At 63.3% G+C, this 20,883-nt stretch carries 18 protein-coding genes; 11 read left to right on the top strand and 7 right to left on the bottom strand.

Annotated elements, in window-relative coordinates; genetic code table 11:
• Positions 1 to 6: 6 nt before the first annotated feature.
• The gene (locus ACK59L_RS07935) at positions 7 to 1,158 is read right to left on the bottom strand and encodes a murein transglycosylase A (RefSeq protein WP_100850658.1); all 1,152 of its coding nucleotides are present in this window, start codon (positions 1,156 to 1,158) and stop codon (positions 7 to 9) included.
• Positions 1,159 to 1,277: 119 nt separating this feature from the next.
• Here ACK59L_RS07935 and ACK59L_RS07930 point away from each other — a divergent pair, with 119 nt between their 5' ends.
• The gene (locus tag ACK59L_RS07930) at positions 1,278 to 1,736 is read left to right on the top strand and encodes a cytochrome c (protein ID WP_196126747.1); all 459 of its coding nucleotides are present in this window, start codon (positions 1,278 to 1,280) and stop codon (positions 1,734 to 1,736) included.
• A 49-nt stretch (positions 1,737 to 1,785) separates the two neighbouring features.
• Here the strand turns inward: ACK59L_RS07930 and ACK59L_RS07925 are convergent, their stop codons facing one another.
• From ACK59L_RS07925 to ACK59L_RS07910, 4 genes are all read right to left on the bottom strand, one after another.
• Complete coding sequence (locus ACK59L_RS07925) at positions 1,786 to 2,178, bottom strand: DUF1090 domain-containing protein (RefSeq protein ID WP_100850659.1); 393 nt, start codon at positions 2,176 to 2,178, stop codon at positions 1,786 to 1,788.
• A 138-nt stretch (positions 2,179 to 2,316) separates the two neighbouring features.
• The gene (ligB, locus tag ACK59L_RS07920) at positions 2,317 to 4,014 is read right to left on the bottom strand and encodes an NAD-dependent DNA ligase LigB (protein WP_409272855.1); all 1,698 of its coding nucleotides are present in this window, start codon (positions 4,012 to 4,014) and stop codon (positions 2,317 to 2,319) included.
• A gap of 143 nt (positions 4,015 to 4,157) precedes the next feature.
• The gene (metK, locus tag ACK59L_RS07915) at positions 4,158 to 5,348 is read right to left on the bottom strand and encodes a methionine adenosyltransferase (protein ID WP_023532964.1); all 1,191 of its coding nucleotides are present in this window, start codon (positions 5,346 to 5,348) and stop codon (positions 4,158 to 4,160) included.
• Between the two features lie 18 nt (positions 5,349 to 5,366).
• Positions 5,367 to 6,359: a metalloregulator ArsR/SmtB family transcription factor gene (locus tag ACK59L_RS07910; RefSeq protein ID WP_196135529.1), complete on the bottom strand. Its 993-nt coding sequence runs from the start codon at positions 6,357 to 6,359 to the stop codon at positions 5,367 to 5,369.
• A 227-nt stretch (positions 6,360 to 6,586) separates the two neighbouring features.
• On the opposite strand from ACK59L_RS07910, the gene tkt reads away from it, so the two are divergent.
• The 10 genes from tkt (at position 6,587) to ACK59L_RS07860 (ending at position 16,934) form a co-directional block, all read left to right on the top strand.
• Positions 6,587 to 8,584 carry a transketolase gene (tkt, locus tag ACK59L_RS07905; RefSeq protein ID WP_409272852.1) on the top strand — a complete coding sequence of 666 codons (1,998 nt, stop codon included), beginning with the start codon at positions 6,587 to 6,589 and terminating at the stop codon, positions 8,582 to 8,584.
• 184 nt (positions 8,585 to 8,768) lie between these two features.
• Positions 8,769 to 9,830 (top strand): erythrose-4-phosphate dehydrogenase, encoded by a 1,062-nt coding sequence (gene epd / locus ACK59L_RS07900; RefSeq protein ID WP_409272851.1) that lies wholly within the window; start codon positions 8,769 to 8,771, stop codon positions 9,828 to 9,830.
• 12 nt (positions 9,831 to 9,842) lie between these two features.
• Complete coding sequence (locus ACK59L_RS07895; RefSeq protein WP_058604037.1) at positions 9,843 to 11,006, top strand: phosphoglycerate kinase; 1,164 nt, start codon at positions 9,843 to 9,845, stop codon at positions 11,004 to 11,006.
• Positions 11,006 to 11,257, top strand: coding sequence for a hypothetical protein (locus ACK59L_RS07890; RefSeq protein WP_409272848.1), 252 nt, complete (start codon positions 11,006 to 11,008; stop codon positions 11,255 to 11,257). Before ACK59L_RS07895 ends, ACK59L_RS07890 begins: the two co-directional genes overlap by 1 nt.
• Before the next feature lie 74 nt (positions 11,258 to 11,331).
• Positions 11,332 to 11,661 carry an MliC family protein gene (locus ACK59L_RS07885; protein WP_409272846.1) on the top strand — a complete coding sequence of 110 codons (330 nt, stop codon included), beginning with the start codon at positions 11,332 to 11,334 and terminating at the stop codon, positions 11,659 to 11,661.
• 118 nt (positions 11,662 to 11,779) lie between these two features.
• Positions 11,780 to 12,844 carry a class II fructose-bisphosphate aldolase gene (gene fba, locus ACK59L_RS07880; RefSeq protein WP_023533056.1) on the top strand — a complete coding sequence of 355 codons (1,065 nt, stop codon included), beginning with the start codon at positions 11,780 to 11,782 and terminating at the stop codon, positions 12,842 to 12,844.
• Positions 12,845 to 13,075: 231 nt separating this feature from the next.
• Positions 13,076 to 15,211, top strand: coding sequence for a putative bifunctional diguanylate cyclase/phosphodiesterase (locus tag ACK59L_RS07875; RefSeq protein ID WP_409272844.1), 2,136 nt, complete (start codon positions 13,076 to 13,078; stop codon positions 15,209 to 15,211).
• A 31-nt stretch (positions 15,212 to 15,242) separates the two neighbouring features.
• Positions 15,243 to 15,743, top strand: coding sequence for a M48 family metallopeptidase (locus ACK59L_RS07870; protein ID WP_058638888.1), 501 nt, complete (start codon positions 15,243 to 15,245; stop codon positions 15,741 to 15,743).
• A gap of 11 nt (positions 15,744 to 15,754) precedes the next feature.
• The gene (locus ACK59L_RS07865) at positions 15,755 to 16,051 is read left to right on the top strand and encodes a helix-turn-helix domain-containing protein (RefSeq protein WP_409272842.1); all 297 of its coding nucleotides are present in this window, start codon (positions 15,755 to 15,757) and stop codon (positions 16,049 to 16,051) included.
• Positions 16,052 to 16,196: 145 nt separating this feature from the next.
• Entirely contained in the window at positions 16,197 to 16,934 is a 738-nt protein-coding gene (locus tag ACK59L_RS07860) for a substrate-binding periplasmic protein (protein WP_409272840.1), read from the top strand.
• Positions 16,935 to 17,327: 393 nt separating this feature from the next.
• On the opposite strand, the gene yccS is transcribed toward ACK59L_RS07860, so the two are convergent.
• On the bottom strand, positions 17,328 to 19,526 hold the full coding sequence (yccS, locus tag ACK59L_RS07855) for a YccS family putative transporter (protein ID WP_409272838.1): 2,199 nt from the start codon (positions 19,524 to 19,526) through the stop codon (positions 17,328 to 17,330).
• 124 nt (positions 19,527 to 19,650) lie between these two features.
• Positions 19,651 to 20,832, bottom strand: a complete 1,182-nt coding sequence (locus ACK59L_RS07850; protein ID WP_409272836.1) for an NAD(P)/FAD-dependent oxidoreductase — start codon at positions 20,830 to 20,832, stop codon at positions 19,651 to 19,653.
• Positions 20,833 to 20,883: the final 51 nt, after the last annotated feature.

Genomic DNA, 20,883 nt, shown 5'->3' with positions numbered 1-20,883 from the left:
CCCCGGTCACGGGACCTTGGGCACCTCAGGCAGCGGTTGGCCCTTGGGCCAGAGCATCCAGATCTGGCCCTGCTGCTTCATGTTCCCTGCAAGGTCTCCGGCTGCCTGGCCGGTCCCCCAGAACAGGTCGGCGCGCACCTCGCCTGCGATGGCGCCTCCGGTGTCCTGGGCTGCGACCGGGCGCACGACGGGGCTGCCGTCCGGGCGTGTGGTCGATAGCCACAGCAGGCTGCCAAGCGGGATGACCTTGCGGTCAATGGCCACACTGTAGCCCGCCGTCAGCGGAACGTTGAGCGAGCCACGCGGCCCCTCATTGCTGTCGGGGCGCGTGCTGAAGAATACGTAGCTGGGGTTGCTGGCCAGCAATTCAGGCACCCGTGAAGGGTTGGCCTGGGCCCACGCATGAATGGCGCCCATGCTCACATCTTCTTTTTTCAGCTGCCCTTGCTCGACCAACCAGCGGCCAATGGGACGATACGGATGACCGTTCTGGTCGGCGTAACCCAGGCGCAGCTGGCGCCCGCCCTCCAGTTGAACGCGGCCAGAGCCCTGGATTTGCAGGAACTGCAAGTCCATCGGGTCGGTCAGCCAGGCCAGTACCGGTGCCTTGGCGCCGTTGCGGTTGATCACCTCTGCGGTGTCGTAGGGCTTGAGCACGCGCCCTTCGAGGCGACCGCGCAGGCGCTTGCCCTTGAGTTCCGGGTACACGCTGGCCAGGTCCACCGTGATCATGTCTTCGGGAGGGCCGTAGACCGCCACATGATAGGTGGCAGATGGGGTCAGGCTGCCGGGGTAGACAGGCTCGTAATAGCCGGTGATCAAGCCGTCGGCACTGTTGTCGGCCGAACGCAGGCCGTAGACCTCAAGGTTCTGCTCGAGAAAGGTGCGCACCTGTGCAGCGCTTGCCGGCTGGCTCCCGGCGGCTTCACAGGTGGCGGCCCAGACCGGGTCGCGTGTGAGTTTTTCGCAGCCGCTGCGCCAGGCATAGAAACCGGCGAGCATGTCTTCGTCACTGACCGTGGGCAGGTCTTTCCAGGCAACGGGCGCGTAGGTCGCGATGGCGTGGGGCTCGGGCTTTGTCGTCTGGTCGTTGTCGCAGCCGGCCAGCAACGCCATTAGCGGGAATGTCCAGGCCAGGTGGCGCAAGGCATGTTTCATCGTTGTATTCCTGTCATGGACGAACACGCGGTTCACCCCTGTTTTTTATGTGGCTATTGGTCTTTCGCCTTTTGCCAGCGATACTGGCCGGCCCTTTTTTCCAGGCATGGGTAGGCGAGATGTTTAAGCGGTTGGGCGTTGTGGTGCTTGCAGCATTGACCTTGGGCAGTGGCCTGACGGGGTGCGGGGGCGTTGACCCCGACTCGCCGCTGGGTAAGCGCAAGGCCATCTTCAAGGACATGCTCACGACAAGCGAGGACCTGGGCGGCATGTTGCGTGGTCGACTGCCGTTCGACGCCGGCCGCTTCGCCCAAGGGGCGCAGACACTGGATACGCTGTCTCACCAACCCTGGCAGCACTTTACGCAGGTGCGTGAAGGCGACAGCAGCGCAGCCCGTCCTGAGGTGTGGCAACGGCAGGCGCGCTTTCAGGACCTGGCCCGGCAATTGGAGGCAGCCACTGGCGAGCTCGTACAAGCGACGCGCCAGCCATCGCTGGACGCTGCGCAATTGAAGGCGCCCATGGACAAAGTCGAAGGCGCATGCCGGGCGTGCCATAGCGAATTTCGTAACCATTGAATGACGAGGCGGGCGGCGACTGGCCCGTGCGCCGCCTCAGGCGCTGGCCTCAGCGGTCAAGGTCGTCTACCGCGTCCTGCAGTTCCTTGCGGGACTCGGCGAGCTTGTCCTTGCGCTTGTTGATCTTTTCGGCATCGCCTTTCTTCTCGGCCTTTTTCAGGTCCTTCTCTCGCTGGGCCACCTCATGGCGCGCATCGAGTACCTTCTGCTCACGCTCCTTGCGCAGGCTGGCGTCGGTGCAGTTGGCCACGCCACGCAAGGCTTCTTCCAGCCCGGCAGCCTGAGCGGCATTGCCATGCTCACGGGCGATTTTGAGCTGGTTCTCGATCGCGCTGCGCTTGGCGTCGCAACCTGTCAGGCCGGCATCGGGCGCGGCTGCTTGTGCAGTGCCTGCGCCCAGGCCCAAGGCCGCGAGCAGAAAAAGGGGGGAAAAGCGTTTCATGAAAAGCCTCCTGGACGGGGCAGGGCAACGAGAAAAATTCTGGATGGAAATCCTGCCTTGGTTTTGGCTATTTAGAAACCCTTGATAAAGCTGGGCCGCTAAATCTCCGGCTTTTCCTACAGTTTTTTTGGTAAATAATCATTGCTCAGGCCTGAGCGGCTGCTCCGAGAACCCGTCTACAGCCTGCCCGGCCAGATGGGCTGCAATGGCTTGCACCTCGGCGCTGGCGAAGAATCGCGCAAGTTCGTCCGCCCGTTTCGAGCCGATGCCAGGCTGGGCTTGCCACTGCGCGCGCGTCTGGGCAACCACTGTCGGCCAGTCACCGGGCAGCAGCACACCTTTGCCAATGGGTGCTCCAATACCGCGAACCCATTGGGAAAATGGGCGCGAGCGGGCCTGCTCGAAGGCGGCCAGCAATTGGGCTGCCCTCAGGGTGCTGATGCCTGGCACCTGTTGCAGGCGCCCCTCATCGAGCTCCAGCCAGTCGGTCATCGTCGACACCAGGCCTGCCTCGACCAGTCGCCGCCAGGTCCCTGGGCCCATCCCAGGCAGGGCCAGGCCCTGTTTGCCGGCCAGCCAGCTGAGGCGGGCGATGAACTGCTCATTGCAGCTCTCTCCAGCACGCCAGCAGCTATGGGCATGGTATTGGTCGACTGCAGGTGCGGTGACTGGCTGGCGCTCGACCGAGTAATGCACAATCTGGTCGAAACGGGGGATGGTCAGCCCCGCCAGGCTAATGGCTATCTGGTCGCCTGGTCGAACGTCCAATGCCTGCCAGCGTGACAGCGAACCCAGGCTGATACGGGTCACGCGTCGGTCATCGAGGGTGACCGGCTCGAGGTGAACGATGGGGGTAACCTTGCCAGTACGGCCGACCTGGAAGCGCACATCACGCACCTGCGCCAACTTACGTGCGTAGGGGTATTTCCAGGCTGCGATCCAGTACGGCGCCTTGGCCTGCCAGCGTTGGGCGGGCGGGCGTTTGCCCTGGCGCAGGATCACCCCGTCGCTGGCGAAGGGTAGCGGCGTGCTGTACCAGTGGTCCCGCCACCGCGCAGCTTCTTCGGGGGTATTGATCGCAACGCTGTAATGCTGACTGTCCGCAAAACCTAACTGGACCAGCTGCGACAGGCGCTCGGTTTGCTGCTCAGGCCCCTTGGGCCAATCCCACACGAACAGACCGATGCGGGCGCCTTGTTCCTCGTCGATGTGGTGGCGAGCAAGCAGGCCGGCGACCGTGCCACGGGCATTGATACCCCCTGCGCTTGCCTGTATGTGGTCCTCAAGGCGCAAATAGAGCTCGCCTTGAAGCGACAGATCGAGCGGGTGGGGCAGTTGCCGGACAATCCGTTCGAGTTGTGGGATGTGGCGGCTCCAATCGTGCCCCTGGACCCCGTCGCCTCGGCTGATCAACTGGGTCAGCCGGCCTTGGCGGTAGATCAGTGAAACGGCCACGCCATCGACCTTTGGCTGTATCCACAGGTCGGTCTTGCCAGCCATCCAGCCGGCAACACGCTGGAAGTCGGCCAGCTTCTGCACGCCGGTGTGCGGCACGGGATGGACGACTGGGCCACCTGCGCTGGCCAGCGGCGAGGCCTGGGTCGCAAGGCCAACGCAGCGTTGCAGCATGGCCAGGTGATCGCGGCTCTGGTCATACAGCTCATCGGCCACCAGTGCCACGCCGTCACGGTGATAACGTTCGTCCCAGTGCGCGAGCGTGGCGCTCAGTTGGGCGATCTCAGCGTGTGAGCGCGACGGTGTCCAATCCGGGCAAGCGTTGGCCCAGGTCGGCGGCAGGTGGAGCACCACCATGATCAGCAGCAATACGATTGGCATGGCCCGCTTCCTTGCGTGGCTGAGAATGTGCCGAGCCTATGGGTTTTTCACGGTGTTCGCCTCGCACGGTTTGTCAGGCGAGATGTCACAAAAAAGCCCCTGCCGATTGCTCGGCAGGGGCTTTCGCTCAGCGCTGTAGGAAATTACAGGCCGGCAGCGTCACGCAGCGCTTCAGCGCGGTCGGTGCGTTCCCAGGTGAAGGTGGTGAAGGTATCGTCACCCACTGTTTTTTGTTGCGGGGTGCGGCCGAAGTGGCCGTAGGCAGCGGTTTCCTGATACATCGGGTGCAGCAGGTCGAGCATGGTGGTGATGGCATATGGACGCAGGTCGAAGCACTCGCGCACCAGCTGGATGATCTTCTCGTCCGACACTTTGCCGGTGCCGAAGGTGTTGATCGAGATGGAAGTCGGCTGGGCCACGCCGATGGCGTACGAGACCTGGATCTCGCAGCGCTCGGCCAGGCCGGCGGCGACGATGTTCTTGGCCACGTAGCGGCCGGCATAGGCGGCGGAACGGTCGACCTTGGACGGGTCCTTGCCCGAGAACGCGCCGCCACCGTGGCGGGCCATGCCGCCGTAGGAGTCGACGATGATCTTGCGACCGGTCAGGCCGCAGTCACCGACCGGGCCGCCGATGATGAAGTTGCCGGTCGGGTTGATATGGTACTGGGTACCCTTGTGCAGCAGCTCGGCAGGCAGCGTGTGCTTGACGATCAGTTCCATGACCGCTTCCTGCAGGTCTTTCTGCGATACCTCAGGGTTATGCTGGGTGGACAGGACCACCGCATCGATGCCCACGACCTTGCCGCCTTCGTAGCGGCAGGTGACCTGCGACTTGGCATCCGGGCGCAGCCAGGGCAGCAGGCCAGACTTGCGCGCTTCGGCCTGGCGTTCGACCAGGCGGTGCGAGAAGCAGATCGGCGCTGGCATCAGCACTTCGGTCTCGTTGCTGGCGTAGCCGAACATCAGGCCCTGGTCACCGGCGCCCTGGTCCTCTGGCTTGGAACGGTCGACGCCCTGGGCGATGTCCACCGACTGCTTGCCGATGATGTTCATCACGGCGCAGGTGGCACCGTCGAAGCCTACGTCCGAGCTGTTGTAGCCGATGTCGATGATGACCTTGCGTACCAGGTCCTCGAGGTCGACCCAGGCCGAGGTGCTCACCTCGCCGGCAATGATCGCCACGCCGGTCTTGACCAGCGTTTCACAGGCGACACGGGCGTACTTGTCCTGGGCGATGATCGCATCCAGCACGGCGTCCGAAATCTGGTCGGCGATTTTATCCGGATGCCCTTCGGACACGGACTCGGAGGTGAAAAGGGAGTATTCGCTCATCTCGAAGGTTCCTGAAATTTACCGATGGTGTATGTCGCCAGCCGTCCGCTGGAAATGGCGGACCTGGATCTGGAAACCGTTACGCAGGCCCACGTACAGGCTATCCCCGTGGGACAGGCCTGCCGCGTTGGCCCAGCGGGCCAAGTCGTCCTGTTCGAAGCCGAGCCACAGGTCGCCGCAGGCTTCCCGCGCCCACCCCTGGTCATGGCTGCACAACTCGGTGATCAGCAGGCTGCCGCCTGCTTTCACCCGTTTGGCCAGCTGGCACAACGCCAGGGCCGGATCGCTGAAATGGTGCAGGACCATGTTCAGCACAACGCAGTCAGCGACCACATCCGTTGCACCCAGTGCATCGGCCAACTGCAGGTTCACATTGTCCAGCCCTTCGCGCTGACAGACCTGGCGGGCGAGTTCGAGCATGGTCGGGCTGTTGTCCAGCGCCGTGACCTGGGCAAAGCGCCGAGCCAGGTCCGGCAGAAACCCGCCATCGCCGGGGCCGACTTCAAGCGCGCTGGCGCTTGGGTCGAAATGCAGTTTGTCGAGCAGCGCCAGCAGGCTCTCGCGGTATTGCGGCAAGCCTGCGATCAGGTCCTGCTGGGCGCGAAAGCGTTCTTCCACACGCAGGAAGAAGTCCTGGCTGGTTGCTGCGCGGCGCTGCTGTACCTGGGCGATGCGGCCCTGCACCTCAGCGGGCAAGGCCAGGTCATCGACCTCGTCGAGCAACGCGGCATGCAGGCGCCCGCCCAAGCGCAGGCTATCGGGCAGGGCACGGCGATAGAAAATGGCGTTGCCTTCCCGACGGGTGGCGACCAGGTCGGCCTGGGCCAGCACCTTGAGGTGGTGGCTCATGCCCGACTGGCCGATGTCGAAGATCTGCGCCAGCTCCAGCACGCCGAAGGAATCGTTGGCCAGGGCGCGCAGTACATTCAGGCGCAACTCGTCGCCACTGGCCTTGCACAGGGCGGCCAGTGCCTCGCGTTGTTCCGGAATCGCGTGCGCACGAAGGTTCATGGGGCGGGAGTCTAGACAGGCATCGTTGCCCTAGCAAGGCCTATATCAAAAAGTTTTGATATTGCAGGCCTGCTACCCGATCACCCTCACCCCGGCCTTGCCATTGCGCCGATGATCGGACCAATGCACGCCGCCTGCTGCTTAAATGTTTGCCCCAAGCGCCCTAGTGGGCGAAAATGGCCGCCTTTTTCGTAATACCACCTATTCAAGCCCCCAGGAGATCAGCGATGCCCAGCCGTCGTGAACGTGCCAACGCCATTCGTGCCCTTAGCATGGATGCCGTGCAAAAGGCCAACAGCGGCCACCCCGGTGCCCCCATGGGCATGGCGGATATCGCCGAAGTTCTTTGGCGCGACTACCTCAAGCACAACCCGAGCAACCCGGCATTTCCCGATCGCGACCGCTTCGTGCTGTCCAACGGCCACGGTTCGATGCTCATCTACTCGCTGCTGCACCTGACTGGCTACGACCTGTCGATCGACGACCTCAAGGGCTTCCGTCAACTGCACAGCCGTACCCCTGGCCACCCGGAGCACGGTTACACCCCCGGGGTGGAAACCACCACCGGCCCGCTCGGCCAAGGCATCGCCAACGCCGTGGGCTTCGCCCTGGCCGAAAAGGTCATGGCGGCCCAGTTCAACCGTGACGGCCACACCATCGTCGACCACAACACCTACGTGTTCCTGGGCGATGGCTGCATGATGGAAGGCATCTCCCACGAAGTGGCCTCGCTGGCCGGCACCCTGGGGCTGAACAAGCTGATCGCCTTCTACGACGATAACGGCATTTCCATCGACGGCGAAGTGCATGGCTGGTTCACCGACAATACCCCGGCGCGCTTCGAAGCCTACAACTGGCAGGTGATTCGCAACGTCAACGGCCACGACGCCGAAGAGATCAAGACGGCCATCGAGACCGCGCGCAAGAGCGACCGTCCGACCCTGATCTGCTGCAAGACCACCATCGGTTTCGGTTCGCCGAACAAGCAGGGCAAGGAAGAGTCCCACGGCGCGCCGCTGGGCAACGACGAAATTGCCCTGACCCGTCAGGCATTGGGCTGGAACCACGGCCCGTTCGAAATCCCTGCCGACATCTATGCCGAGTGGGACGCCAAGCAAGCCGGTGCCAAGGCCGAAGCCGAGTGGAACCAGCGTTTCGACGCCTACGCCCAGGCTCATCCGGAGCTGGCCGCAGAGTTCAAGCGCCGCATGGCCGGTGACCTGCCTGCCGACTTCAGCGAAAAGGCCCAGGCCTACATCGAGGAAGTGGCGGCCAAGGGCGAAACCATCGCCAGCCGCAAGGCCAGCCAGAATGCCCTGAACGCCTATGGCCCGATGTTGCCTGAATTCCTTGGCGGCTCGGCGGACCTGGCCGGTTCCAACCTGACCCTGTGGAAGGGTTGCAAGGGTGTGGAAGCCGGCGACGCCAGCGGTAACTACGTGTTCTACGGCGTACGTGAGTTCGGCATGACCGCCATCATGAACGGCGTGGCACTGCACGGCGGTCTGGTGCCTTACGGCGCGACTTTCCTGATGTTCATGGAATATGCCCGCAATGCCGTGCGCATGTCGGCGTTGATGAAACAGCGCGTTATCCACGTCTACACCCACGACTCCATTGGCCTGGGCGAAGACGGCCCGACCCACCAGCCGATCGAGCAGCTGACCAGCCTGCGCACCACGCCGAACCTGGACACCTGGCGCCCGGCAGATGCCGTGGAGTCGGCCGTAGCCTGGAAGAACGCCCTGGAGCGCAAGGATGGCCCATCGGCGCTGATCTTCTCGCGCCAGAACCTGCAGCACCAGGCTCGCGATGCGCAGCAGCTCGCTGCCATCAGCCGTGGCGGCTACGTACTCAAGGATTGCGCGGGCGAGCCTGAGCTGATCCTGATCGCCACCGGCTCGGAAGTGGGCCTGGCCGTTCAGGCCTACGACAAGCTGACCGAGCAGGGCCGCAACGTGCGCGTGGTGTCCATGCCGTCGACCAGCGTGTTCGATGCCCAGGATGCTGCCTACAAGCAGTCGGTGTTGCCGTTGGAAGTCAGCGCCCGTATTGCCATCGAAGCGGCCCATGCCGACTTCTGGTACAAGTACGTCGGCCTCGAAGGCCGCGTCATCGGCATGACCACCTACGGTGAGTCGGCGCCGGCTTCGGCACTGTTCGAAGAATTCGGCTTCACCCTGGAGAACATCCTGGGTACTGCCGAAGAGCTGCTGGAAGACTGATGTATCAGGGAGGGCAGGATGCCCTCCTGGTCGTGCGAGGGGAGGGCGTCGCCCTCCATCGCGCCATGAGGCCGCTTCCACAGGTACTACCTTGCCAGCAACGGCGTGGTACCTGTGGTAGCGGCCTTGTGCCGCGATAGGCCGCCATGCGGCCTCGAAGCCATCACGCTTAGCGAGTCAACGAATGTCCCACTTGCGTCCCTATAAAGTTGCACTCAACGGTTATGGCCGTATCGGCCGCTGTGTTCTGCGCGCGCTGTTCGAGCGGGTCAGCAGGGCCGATTTCGAGATCGTCGCGCTCAACGACCTGGCCGACCAGGCCAGCCTGGAATACCTCACCCGCTTCGACTCCACCCATGGGCGCTTTCCCGGCGAGGTCAAGGTCGATGGCGATTGCCTGCATATCAATGGTGATTGCGTAAAGGTGATGCGCAGCGCCACGCCCGAAGGCATCGACTGGGCAGCCCTGGACGTGGACCTGGTCCTGGAGTGTTCCGGGGCCTACAACACACGTGCCGATGGCCAGCGCTTTCTGGAGGCGGGTGCGCCACGGGTGCTGTTTTCCCAGCCCATGGCCAGCGAGGCCGACGTCGATGCCACGGTGGTCTACGGCATCAACCAGGATTGCCTGACCGGCACTGAGCGCCTGGTCTCCAATGCTTCGTGCACCACCAACTGCGGTGTACCGCTGCTGCGGGTGCTGGATCAGGCATTTGGCATCGACTACGTACAGATCACCACCATTCACTCGGCCATGAACGATCAGCCGGTGATCGACGCCTATCACCATGAAGACCTGCGCCGTACCCGTTCGGCGTTCCAGTCAGTGATTCCGGTGTCCACCGGGCTTGCGCGCGGCATCGAGCGCCTGCTCCCGGAACTTGCCGGGCGAATCCAGGCCAAAGCGGTACGCGTGCCGACGGTCAACGTCTCGTGCCTGGACATCACCTTGCAGACCGCTCGCGACACCACCGCAGCCGAGGTCAACAGGGTGCTGCGCGAGGCCGCGCTGACCGGGCCGCTCAAAGGCCTGCTGGCCTATACCGAGCTGCCCCACGCCAGTTGTGATTTCAACCACGACCCGCATTCGGCCATCGTCGATGCCAGCCAGACCCGTGTATCAGGCCCGCGCCTGGTCAACCTGCTGGCCTGGTTCGACAACGAATGGGGGTTTGCAAACCGTATGCTCGACGTCGCCGGACATTTTCTGCACGTCGTCCACCCAAACCGCAACAAACAGCCCTGAAGGACCGCATTCATGACCGTGTTGAAGATGACCGACCTCGACCTGCAAGGTAAGCGCGTACTGATTCGCGAAGACCTGAACGTGCCTGTCAAGGACGGTGTGGTGACCAGCGATGCGCGCATCCAGGCGGCGCTGCCGACCATCAAGCTGGCCTTGGAAAAGGGCGCGGCGGTGATGGTCTGCTCGCACCTGGGCCGCCCCACCGAAGGTGAATTCTCTGCCGAAAACAGCCTCAAGCCGGTTGCCCAGTATCTGAGCCAGGCGCTGGGCCGCGACGTACCACTGGTGGGTGACTACCTCGATGGCGTCGAGATCAAGGCCGGCGAGCTGGTGCTGTTCGAGAACGTGCGCTTCAACAAGGGCGAGAAGAAGAACGCCGATGAGCTGGCCCAGCAGTACGCGGCATTGTGCGACGTGTTCGTGATGGACGCCTTCGGCACGGCGCACCGCGCCGAGGGTTCTACCCATGGTGTTGCCAAGTTCGCCAAGGTCGCGGCGGCTGGCCCGTTGCTGGCAGCTGAGCTGGATGCCCTGGGCAAGGCGCTGAAGGCCCCGGCCAAGCCAATGGCCGCCATCGTTGCCGGTTCCAAGGTTTCCACCAAGCTGGACGTGCTCAACAGCCTGAGCTCGGTATGCGATCAGCTGATCGTCGGTGGCGGCATCGCCAACACCTTCCTGGCGGCTGCCGGGCACCCGGTCGGTAAGTCGCTGTACGAGCCTGATCTGGTCGAAACGGCCAAGGCCATTGCCGCCAAGGTCAGCGTGCCGCTGCCTGTCGATGTGGTGGTTGCCAAGGCCTTTGCCGAAGACGCCGAAGCCACCGTCAAGGCCATTGCCGATGTCGCTGCCGACGACATGATCCTGGACATCGGCCCGCAGACCGCCGCCCAGTTCGCCGACTTGCTCAAGTCCTCCAAGACCATCCTGTGGAATGGCCCGGTCGGCGTATTCGAGTTCGATCAGTTCGGCAATGGCACCCAGGTGCTGGCCAAGGCGATCGCCGACAGCGCCGCGTTCTCCATTGCCGGTGGCGGTGATACCCTGGCGGCCATCGACAAATATGGTGTCAGCCAGGATATCTCCTACATTTCTACCGGTGGCGGCGCCTTCCTCGAGTTCGTCGAAGGCAAAGTCCTGCCAGCGGTGGCCATGCTCGAAGAGCGGGCCAAAGCCTGATGAACACGGCGCCTGGCAAAAGGAGTGGCCTGATGGCCAAGCAGTTGCCTGTGTTGCTGCTGGCCGGGCTGCTGAGCGCCTGCGCCGGCAGCCCGGATGCCCAGGACGATCCGGCGCAACCGCCCAAGGGCGGGTGCTATCAGTCCGAATGGCAAGCCGAAACCGTGCCGGTGATCAGCAAGCGCGTAGGCCCGGAAGGCCTGGAAAAGTACGACGAAGAGCACCAGCGCAAGGCGCCAGGCTGCCCTTGATCGGGCCGCCGGCAACCTGCAGGCCGGTTTGTGGTCTTGGAGAAGGGCCGTGTGCTGCCCATCGAGGTAATTGAATGAAAGCGCTCTTGGCCGTAATGGCCCTGGCGACACTGGCAGGATGTTCACTGCTGCAACCGGCGCAGACCGCGCCGGCGGACAACTGGACGCGCTGGGTCTGCGACACCCAGGCCCAAGTGCTGTGGCGGTTTGCCGACCCGCAGCGGGACCAGGTCGACGTGCGTCTTGGTGGCGGCGATCAGGTGTACCGGCTCAAGGCCGAGCCCGGCGCGTCCGGCGCGCTGTACAGCGACGGCATGCTGGCGTTCCACACCCAGGGTGAGGAAGGCCTGGTGTACTGGGTGGCGACCAACGATCTGATAGGGCGGGGCTGCAAGGCACCGTGACTGGCCGGGCCGCTAGGCTCTGTGTGAAAAGCCTAGGTGGCCCACACTACTTGAACAGCAACCGCCCCTGCGGCAGGCTTGCATGAAACAACGACGCTTGTCGGGAGAGAGATACACAATGGCACTCATTAGCATGCGCCAGATGCTGGACCACGCCGCCGAGTTCGGTTACGGCGTACCAGCTTTCAACGTCAACAACCTCGAGCAGATGCGCGCCATCATGGAAGCGGCTGACAAGACCGACTCCCCTGTGATCGTCCAGGCCTCGGCCGGTGCGCGCAAGTACGCGGGTGCGCCGTTCCTGCGCCACCTGATCCTGGCGGCCATCGAAGAATTCCCGCATATCCCGGTGTGCATGCACCAGGATCACGGCACCAGCCCGGATGTCTGCCAGCGTTCCATCCAGCTGGGCTTCAGCTCGGTCATGATGGACGGCTCGCTCGGCGAAGACGGCAAGACCCCGACCGACTACGAATACAACGTGCGCGTCACCCAGCAGACCGTTGCCATGGCCCATGCCTGCGGTGTGTCGGTAGAAGGCGAACTGGGTTGCCTGGGCTCGCTGGAAACCGGCATGGCCGGTGAAGAAGACGGTATCGGTGCCGAAGGCGTGCTCGACCACAGCCAGATGCTGACCGACCCTGAAGAAGCGGCCGACTTCGTCAAGAAGACCCAGGTCGATGCCCTGGCCATCGCCATCGGCACCAGCCACGGTGCGTACAAGTTCACCAAGCCGCCTACCGGTGACGTGCTGGCCATCGACCGCATCAAGGAAATCCACAAGCGCATCCCCGACACCCACCTGGTGATGCACGGCTCTTCCTCGGTACCGCAGGAGTGGCTGGCGATCATCAACCAGTATGGCGGCGACATCAAGGAAACCTACGGTGTGCCGGTCGAGGAAATCGTCGAAGGCATCAAGTACGGCGTGCGCAAGGTCAACATCGACACCGACCTGCGTCTGGCGTCCACCGGTGCCATCCGTCGTCACATGGCCATGAACCCAAGCGAGTTCGACCCGCGCAAGTTCTTCGCTGAAACCGTAAAAGCCATGCGCGACGTGTGCATCGCCCGTTACGAAGCATTCGGCACTGCCGGGCATGCCTCGAAGATCAAGCCGATCTCCCTGGAAGGCATGTTCCAGCGCTACGCCAAAGGCGAGTTGGCTGCAAAGGTCAACTAAGCCACCCGGCCCCCGGAAAACCCGCAGCGATGCGGGTTTTTCGTTTCTGGCAGTGGCCGCGAAACCGATCTGCCGTTGCGTATCACAGAATGTCAGCGAAACCGCTATCGGTCGGCTACCTTCAGTCAGTGACTGATGGTTTTGGCGTGTGATGCGTGCTATCAGCTCATGCCTGGGGTAAAACTGGATCCAACGGCCAGTTTGTAGTCGGTCATATAACAGAGATGCAGCATGGATGGCGCTCACCTTCAACTCATGCCACAGGATGGCAGCTCGGTGCTTCTGGTAGTCGACGATTACCCGGAGAACCTCATCAGTATGCAAGCCTTGTTGTCGCGCCAGGATTGGCAGGTGCTGACGGCAAGTTCGGGCCGAGAAGCCCTGAGCGCATTGTTGGAAAACGATGTCGACCTGGTTTTACTTGATGTGCACATGCCCGAGATGGACGGCTTCGAAGTCGCTCGTCTGATGCGTGGCAGCCAGCGAACCCGGCTTACGCCCATCATTTTCCTGACAGCCAACGAGCAGTCCCAGGCCGCCGTGTTGAAAGGCTATGCCAACGGCGCCGTGGACTACATGTTCAAGCCGTTCGACCCGCAGATTCTCAAGCCCAAGGTTCAGGCCCTGCTCGACCAGCAGCGCAATCGGCGGCGTTTGCAGGCGCTGACCCGTGAACTCGACGAAGCCCGCGCCTTCAACGCATCCATTCTGGACAATGCGGCCGAGGGTATTTTGGTGGTGGATGCAGGCGGCATCATCCGCTTCGCCAACCCGGCTGTCTGTTCCCTGCTGGCAACGCCTATTGAACTGTTGCAGAACGTCGACCTGCTGGGGCTGTTGCAGCTGAGCACGCCGAGTACGTGGCAGGATTCGGCGTTCTACCAAAGCTACCTGGCCAGGCGCATCTACCGCGTGCACGACGCCCAATTGCGTCGCCCGAGCGGCGAGCTGCTGCCGGTGGCCCTGTCCTGTGCGCCCCTGCCTGCCGAGCAGCAGGCGATGGTGGTGACCGTGCTGGACATGTCGGCGGTGCACAACCTGCACCAACAGCTCGAATACCAGGCCATTACCGACCCACTTACCGGCCTGCTTAACCGCCGTGGGTTCTACCAGGCGGCCGAAGGGGCATTGCTGCGCAATGAGCGCTCGGACCGGGCGCAGGCCTTGATGTACATGGACCTGGATGGCTTCAAGCGTATCAACGATTCCCTTGGCCACGATGCCGGTGACCGGGTTTTGCGCTGGGTGGCCGAGCAGCTCAAGGATTGTCTGGGCAGTGAAGCCCTGCTGGCACGCATGGGCGGAGACGAATTCACCGCGCTGTTCGACGGCTTGCCCTATGCCGAGCAAGCCGGGCGCTACGCCGAGCGGCTGCTCGAGCGCATTGCCATCAGCCACCAGATCGATGGGTTGGACGTATGCCTGGGCGTGAGCATCGGCATCGCCACCTACCCCGACTGCGGTGGCAACGTCGAAGGCTTGCTGCGCGCAGCCGACGCGGCCATGTACGCTGCCAAGCAGGCAGGGCGCCAGCAGTATCGCTTCTACGACCAGGAACTCAATGGCCGCGCCCGTTCCCGCCTGATGCTCGAAGACGGCGTGCGTACGGCCATCGAGCAGCAGGATTTTACTTTAGTGTATCAGCCGCAAGTGGCTTTCGCCGATGGTCGCCTGCGCGGCTTCGAAGCCCTGCTACGCTGGCAGCACCCCAGCGTTGGCGATGTGCCGCCAGGCCTGTTCATTCCCCTGCTCGAAGAAGCGCGGCTGATCAACCGCCTGGCCGGCTGGATCTACGGACAGAGTGCTGCCCAGCGCCAGGCCTGGTACCAATGCTTTGCGACCGACATTGTGTTGGGCATCAGCCTGAGCCGGGCCCAGTTCGTCTCGCCAAGCCTGGTCGAGGAGCTGCAACGGGTCATCCAGCGCTATGGCCTGCAGCCAGCGCACCTGGAAGTGGAAGTGGCCGAAACCTCGCTCATGTACAACATCGATGCGGCGGTCAAGCAGGTCGACCGGTTGCGCGCGCTGGGTGTACGGGTGGCGCTGGACGATTTCGGCGCCGGTGACTGTTCACTGCGTATGCTGCGCGATTTGCCCATCGATACCCTGAAACTCGATCGCCACCTGGTGGCGCGCCTGCCGGACGCGTCGGCCGATGCGGCGCTGGCACGCAGCGTCATCGGGCTGTGTGCCGATTACAGGATCACCGTGATTGCCGAGGGCGTGGAAACCCAGGCCCAGGCTCAATGGCTCAAAGCCGCAGGCTGCCAATACGTTCAGGGCTTCTTGGTAGCGCACCCTATGACAGCTGCCGATGCCGGCAACTTCCCGGCAATTTTCCCCTGGCCTGCCCCGCCAGCGGGTTAGAATTGGCGCTCGTTACGCCGACTGTACTGCCATGACCGTCCTACGCTACCTGCAAGCTTACCCACCGCACCTGCAACAACAGGTGCGGCAGATGATCGACAGCGACCGCCTTGGCGAATACCTGCACAAGCGCTACCCCGAGCGCCACGAGGTACAAAGCGACAAGGCCTTGTACGGCTACGCCCAGGAACTGCGCCAGCGTTTTCTGCGCAGTGCACCGCCACTGGACAAGGTGCTGTTCGACAGCCGGCTGGATCTGACCCACCGGGCGCTGGGCCTGAACACTGCCGTCTCTCGCGTGCAGGGCGGCAAACTCAAGGCCAAGAAGGAAATCCGCATCGCCTCGCTGTTCAAGGAGGCTGCGCCGCAGTTTCTGCGCATGATCGTGGTGCATGAGTTGGCCCACTTGCGCGAGCGTGACCACAACAAGGCGTTCTACCAGCTCTGTCAGCACATGGAGCCGGACTACCATCAACTGGAATTCGACCTGCGCGTCTACCTGACCTATCGGGAGTTGCCGGGTAACGCTTGAGGACCCGCAGCATGGAAGTAAGCAAGACCAAGAGCAGTTTCTACCGCCGTCTTTATGTCGCCTGGCTGATCGACAGCCAGGCCGCTACCAGCGTGCCTGCGCTGATGGAGGCTACGGGCATGCCCCGGCGCACGGCCCAGGACACCCTTGCAGCGCTGGCCGATCTGGACATCGTCTGCACCTTCGAGCAGCAAGAAGGCGCGCGCAATCACGCAGGCCATTACCGCATACAGGACTGGGGGGCCATCGACTGGCAGTGGATCGAGCGTCACCTGAGTCAAATACGCAAGGTACTGGGTTATCCCTGACCTGTACCCGTTAAGGCCACTGCAATAAAAATCGTAGGTTCGGCCAGAATAGAGGCTAGATGACACTATTGACCGCTGCCCCGACCAGAGCCTTTGTGTAAGCTCACCCGCAGTGTACGTTTCTTCACCGCGCAAGGGCTTGGGCATGCGGCTGATGCTTTGTGTTCTCGGGTTACTGGCCACTGTCATGGCGCCTCCGGCCGCCGCCTCCGGCAAGCTGCGCCTGGTATCGGATCATTGGCCGCCCTTCACCGACGCCAGTATGCCTGGCGGCGGTCTGGCCATCAGCATCGTGACCACGGCGCTGACGCGGGCGGGCTACAGCAGCAGCTTCGAGGAGGCACCCTGGGCTCGGGCCCTGGCAGGCGTCGGGGACGGTCGTTACGACATACTGATCAACGCCTGGCACAACGAATCGCGCGCGCGCATCGGGCTGTTTTCCAGCGCCTACCTGAACAACCGTATCCGTCTGCTGCAGCGTAAGGACGCGGGCCTGCATTTCGAGCACCTTTCGGACCTGTATCCCTACAGCATCGCCGTGGTGCGTGATTACGCCTACTCGAGCGCGTTCGACGGCAATACCCGCTTGCACAAGGTAGCGGTGAGTACATTTTCGTCCGCCGTGCGCATGCTGGCGGCAGGGCGTGTGAGCCTGGCCGTGGAGGACGAGTACGTGGCCCGCTATCACCTGCAGCGCGAGCCGGACAATGTGCGTGACAAGGTGGAGCTAGTGGAGCCTGCACTGGGCGAAAACCCGCTGCACATTCTGGTCAGCTTGAAGCACCCGGATCACCAGTCGATCGTCGCTCGCTTCGACGCGGCCATCGCCGCCATGAAGGCCGATGGCAGTTATGAACGGTTACTGCATCAGTATGGTTTCTAGGCGAGCAGCGGCGGCGTTACGATGCGCCGGCATTGGCAATGGCTTCAGGATTGCAGCTTCGCAGCTCATGGTGCCGGGGCCGCTTTGCGGCCCATCGCGGCCGGTCCGGCGCCCCGGCAAGGGCCGCTCCTACATGGGAAATCGATAGCCTTTGGATACGGTGCATGGCAAGTTCTCTGCAGGCGTAGCGCGGATCTGCAGGCAAACGCGGTACCTGTAGGAGCGGCCCTTGCCGGGGCGCCGGACCGGCCGCGATGGGCCGCAAAGCGGCCCCGGCAGTATGCGCTGCGAAGCTGAAATATCAGGATATTGCACAGCCCCTACCAATCCGCTGTGCCTGGAGATTCGCCAGCCTCCGAAGACCAATCAAAGCTATTGATCCTTGCTCCAGACCTAACGCGAAGCGCCACCTGCCGGAGCATCCTTCTTGATCAAATGCGCCGCCAACGTGCGCAGCGGAGCCAATTGGCGGCAGATCAGTGCCAGTTGCGTCTGTACCAGGCGCTGATGTTCATCCACCTCTTCGGGCATCTGCTCCAAGGCGTTGGCAAGCGCTTCTTCGGCATCGCTGTGAATCGCTACCGGTGAGCGCGCCGCCAGGCCATTGGCTATTTCCTCAAGGCTGTTTGCCAGGCGGCTGCCTGCGTCTTCGATCAAGTGCTCCCGTGCCTCGGCCGGCAGAGCCGTGTCACGGTGGGCGCCCAGTCCCGACAGGTAGCTGAGCAGGGTGTGCGACAGCACCAGGAAGCGGAAGCCCACATCGGCCTCCTTGCGAAAGTGGCCAGGCTCCATGAGCATGTTGGCCAGGGTCGTCGACAGGGCCGCATCGGCATTGTGGGCATTGCGCCGCGCCAGGCGATAGGCCAGGTCGTCGCGCTTGCCGTAGGCATATTGCTGCATGATCTGGCGCAGGTATTCGCTGGCGCAGATCAGTGTGTTGGCCAGCGCCTTGTTCAAGCGGCGGCCTTGCCAGTCGGGCAGGAACAGGAACACGGCAAGAATGGCGATCAGGCTCCCGACCAGGGTGTCGAACAGCCGCGGCAGGAACAGCCCGTAGCCGTCGCCGATCTGGTTGAAGCAGAACAGCACCATCAGTGTGATCGCAGCCGTGGCCAGGGTGTAGCGCGTGGTCCGGTTGACGAAGAACACCACCCCCGCCACGACCGCGAACAGCGACTGGATGACCGGGTTGGGGAACAGGTCGAACAGCGCCCAGCCGACGGTCAGGCCCACGGCAGTGCCGATGATGCGCTGCACCAGTTTGCGCCGGGTCGCTCCGTAGTTGGGTTGGCACACGAACAGCGTGGTCAGGATGATCCAGTAGCCCTGGGTCGGGTGGATCAGGTGCACCATGCCGTAACCGATGGACAGGGCCAGCGGCAGGCGCAGGGCGTGGCGGAACAACAGCGAGGTGGGCGTCAATTGCGTACGCAGGCGCTTGCCCATGTCCTTGAGCGAGCGCGGCGAGCGGTCCAGCAAGCTGCTGTCGCTGGCATCGGCCAGGCTGTCAGGGTTGCTTGCGGCACCGAGCAGGCGATCGAGCGTGGCCAGGTTGGCCGCCAGTGCACGCAATGAACGCAGCAGTCCGCGCCAGGCCGGGTTGTTCTGGCCGCGCAGGTGTTCGAGCGAAGCGTTGAGGTCTTCGAGTGCCTCGGTAAAGCCGCTGGCCAGCACGAAGGGTTGGCGCAGCCGAATCGAGCGTGCAAGCTCCTGGCACGAGGCGCCTTGCTTGCGCAGCAGGCGCTGGCACCGGAACATCACATCGCTGTGGAAGAAAGCTTCGGCCAGTGCATTGTAGGGGTAGTGGGAGGCGCTGACCCGCTCATGGATGTCCTGGGCCAGGAAGTAGAGCTTCAGGTAGCGGCTGACCTTGGAGTTGGGCTGGCTGTTGCCCACCCGGTGCAGGATGATTTCCTTCGCCGCGTTGAGGGCCGCCACCACCTTGCCATTTTGCTGGGCGAGTTCGAGCCGACGTGCTTCGACGTCCAGGGTGCGGACAGGCTCGAACAGGCTGGCCTTGAGCTTGAGATAGCTGCCCAGTTCGAAGAACAGCTTCGCCAGGCTCTGCTGCACCGGTTGGTTGGAGAACAACGCCTGCCACAGCACCGAGAGCAGCCCATACCAGGCCGCGCCTGCCACCAGCAGCATGGGTTCGTGCCAGATATCCGTCACCTGCCCGCCGCGCTGGTCCACGCCGATCATCGTGTAGACCGCCGTGATGAGTGTTGCCGATGCGATGGCGCCGTAGCGCTCGCCCAGGGCGCCCAGCATGGTCAAGGCAAACGCTGCCAGGGCCAGGGCGCAGACGAAGACCAGGGGGTAGGGGAACAGCAGTTCGACCGCGAGCGCCGCGATGGCAAAACAGACCAGGGTGACCGCCAGGGCGCTGAGGCGGCCTTGCCAGCTGTCGTCGGTTTCAGCCAGGGCACTGGCGATGATGCCCAGAAACAACGGGATCAGCAGGGCCATTTCGTTCTGGTGCCAGCACAGGGCAAGGCTGCCGGTAAGGGCAATGGTCACCCTGATGCTGTAGCTGAACTTGTCCTGGCCCCACAGGCGACGCAGTGAATGACGTAACGAGCTCGATGACATGATGGCCTGCCGGGCAGTGATCGTAGAAATACCGTAGCGATGAGCGGGGCCGCCAGGCGCCCCGCCACCCGCTATTGAGCACGTGCCAGCAAGAAGCGTTCCGTGCTGCGCGGTGGATTCTACCCTAGACGAACTGCGCTGCGGCGTTGGCCGATGCCCAAGCCCACTGGAAGTTGAAGCCGCCCAGGTGACCCGTGACGTCCAGCACTTCACCGATGAAGTAAAGCCCCGGGCTCTTGAGCGACTCCATGGTCTTGGACGAGACCTCACGGGTGTCCACACCGCCCAGGGTCACTTCGGCAGTGCGGTAACCCTCGGTGCCGGCAGGCACCAGTTGCCAGCGTGCCAGCTTGTCGGCGATCAGGGCCAGTTCAGCCGGTGTGTACTGCTTCATCGGCTTGGATTCGAACCACTGCTCGGCCAGCAAAGTAGCCAGCTTGCGTGTGAACACCTCACCCAGCACGGTCTTGAGTTCAGCATTGCCGCGCTCGGTTTGCTGGGTCTGCAACCAGTCCAGCGCATCGCGGTCAGGCAGCAGGTTGATCTCAAGCGTATCGCCGGCTTCCCAGAACGATGAGACCTGCAGGATCGCCGGGCCGCTCAGGCCCCGGTGGGTGAACAGCAGGTTTTCACGGAAGCTGGTGCCGTTGCAGCTGGCGGTGCAGTCCAGCGAGGTGCCGGACAGCTCGGTGCACATGGCCTTGAGCTGGGGCTCGGTGATGGTGAATGGCACCAGGCCCGCGCGGGTCGGCAGCAAGGTATGGCCGAACTGTCGGGCCACCTGGTAGCCGAAACCGGTCGCACCCAACGTCGGGATGGACAGACCACCCGTCGCGATCACCAGCGACTGGCAGGCGAATGGGCCGGCGCTGGTCTGCAGCAGGTAGCCGTTGTCGGTCTTGTCGATCTGCTCGATGCTGGTGTGCATGCGGATCTGGACGCCGGCCTCGTCGCACTCGGCCAGGAGTATGTCGAGGATGTCGCTGGCCTTGTTGTCGCAGAACAGCTGGCCGAGCTTTTTTTCGTGGTAGGGCACGCCGTGCTTGCACACCAGCTCGATGAAGTCCCACTGGGTGTAGCGAGCCAGGGCCGACTTGCAGAAGTGCGCGTTGTGCGACAGAAAGTTGCTTGGCTCGGTGTACAGGTTGGTGAAATTGCAGCGCCCGCCGCCGGACATCAGGATCTTCTTGCCTGGCTTGTTGGCGTGGTCGAGCAGCAGGACCCGGCGGCCTCGGCGGGCGCTGAGCTGGGCACACATCAGGCCGGCAGCGCCTGCGCCCAGGATGATCACGTCGGTGGAGTGCACGGTGTTACCTCATCAATAGCCGAGGCCGCGTTGCGGCCCATCGCAGGCACG

This window comes from Pseudomonas sp. KCJK9111 (assembly GCF_046231935.1).
Classification (GTDB): domain Bacteria; phylum Pseudomonadota; class Gammaproteobacteria; order Pseudomonadales; family Pseudomonadaceae; genus Aquipseudomonas; species Aquipseudomonas parafulva_B.
Note: the sequence above shows the minus strand (reverse complement) of the source record. Positions and strands in the feature narration are given on the sequence as shown.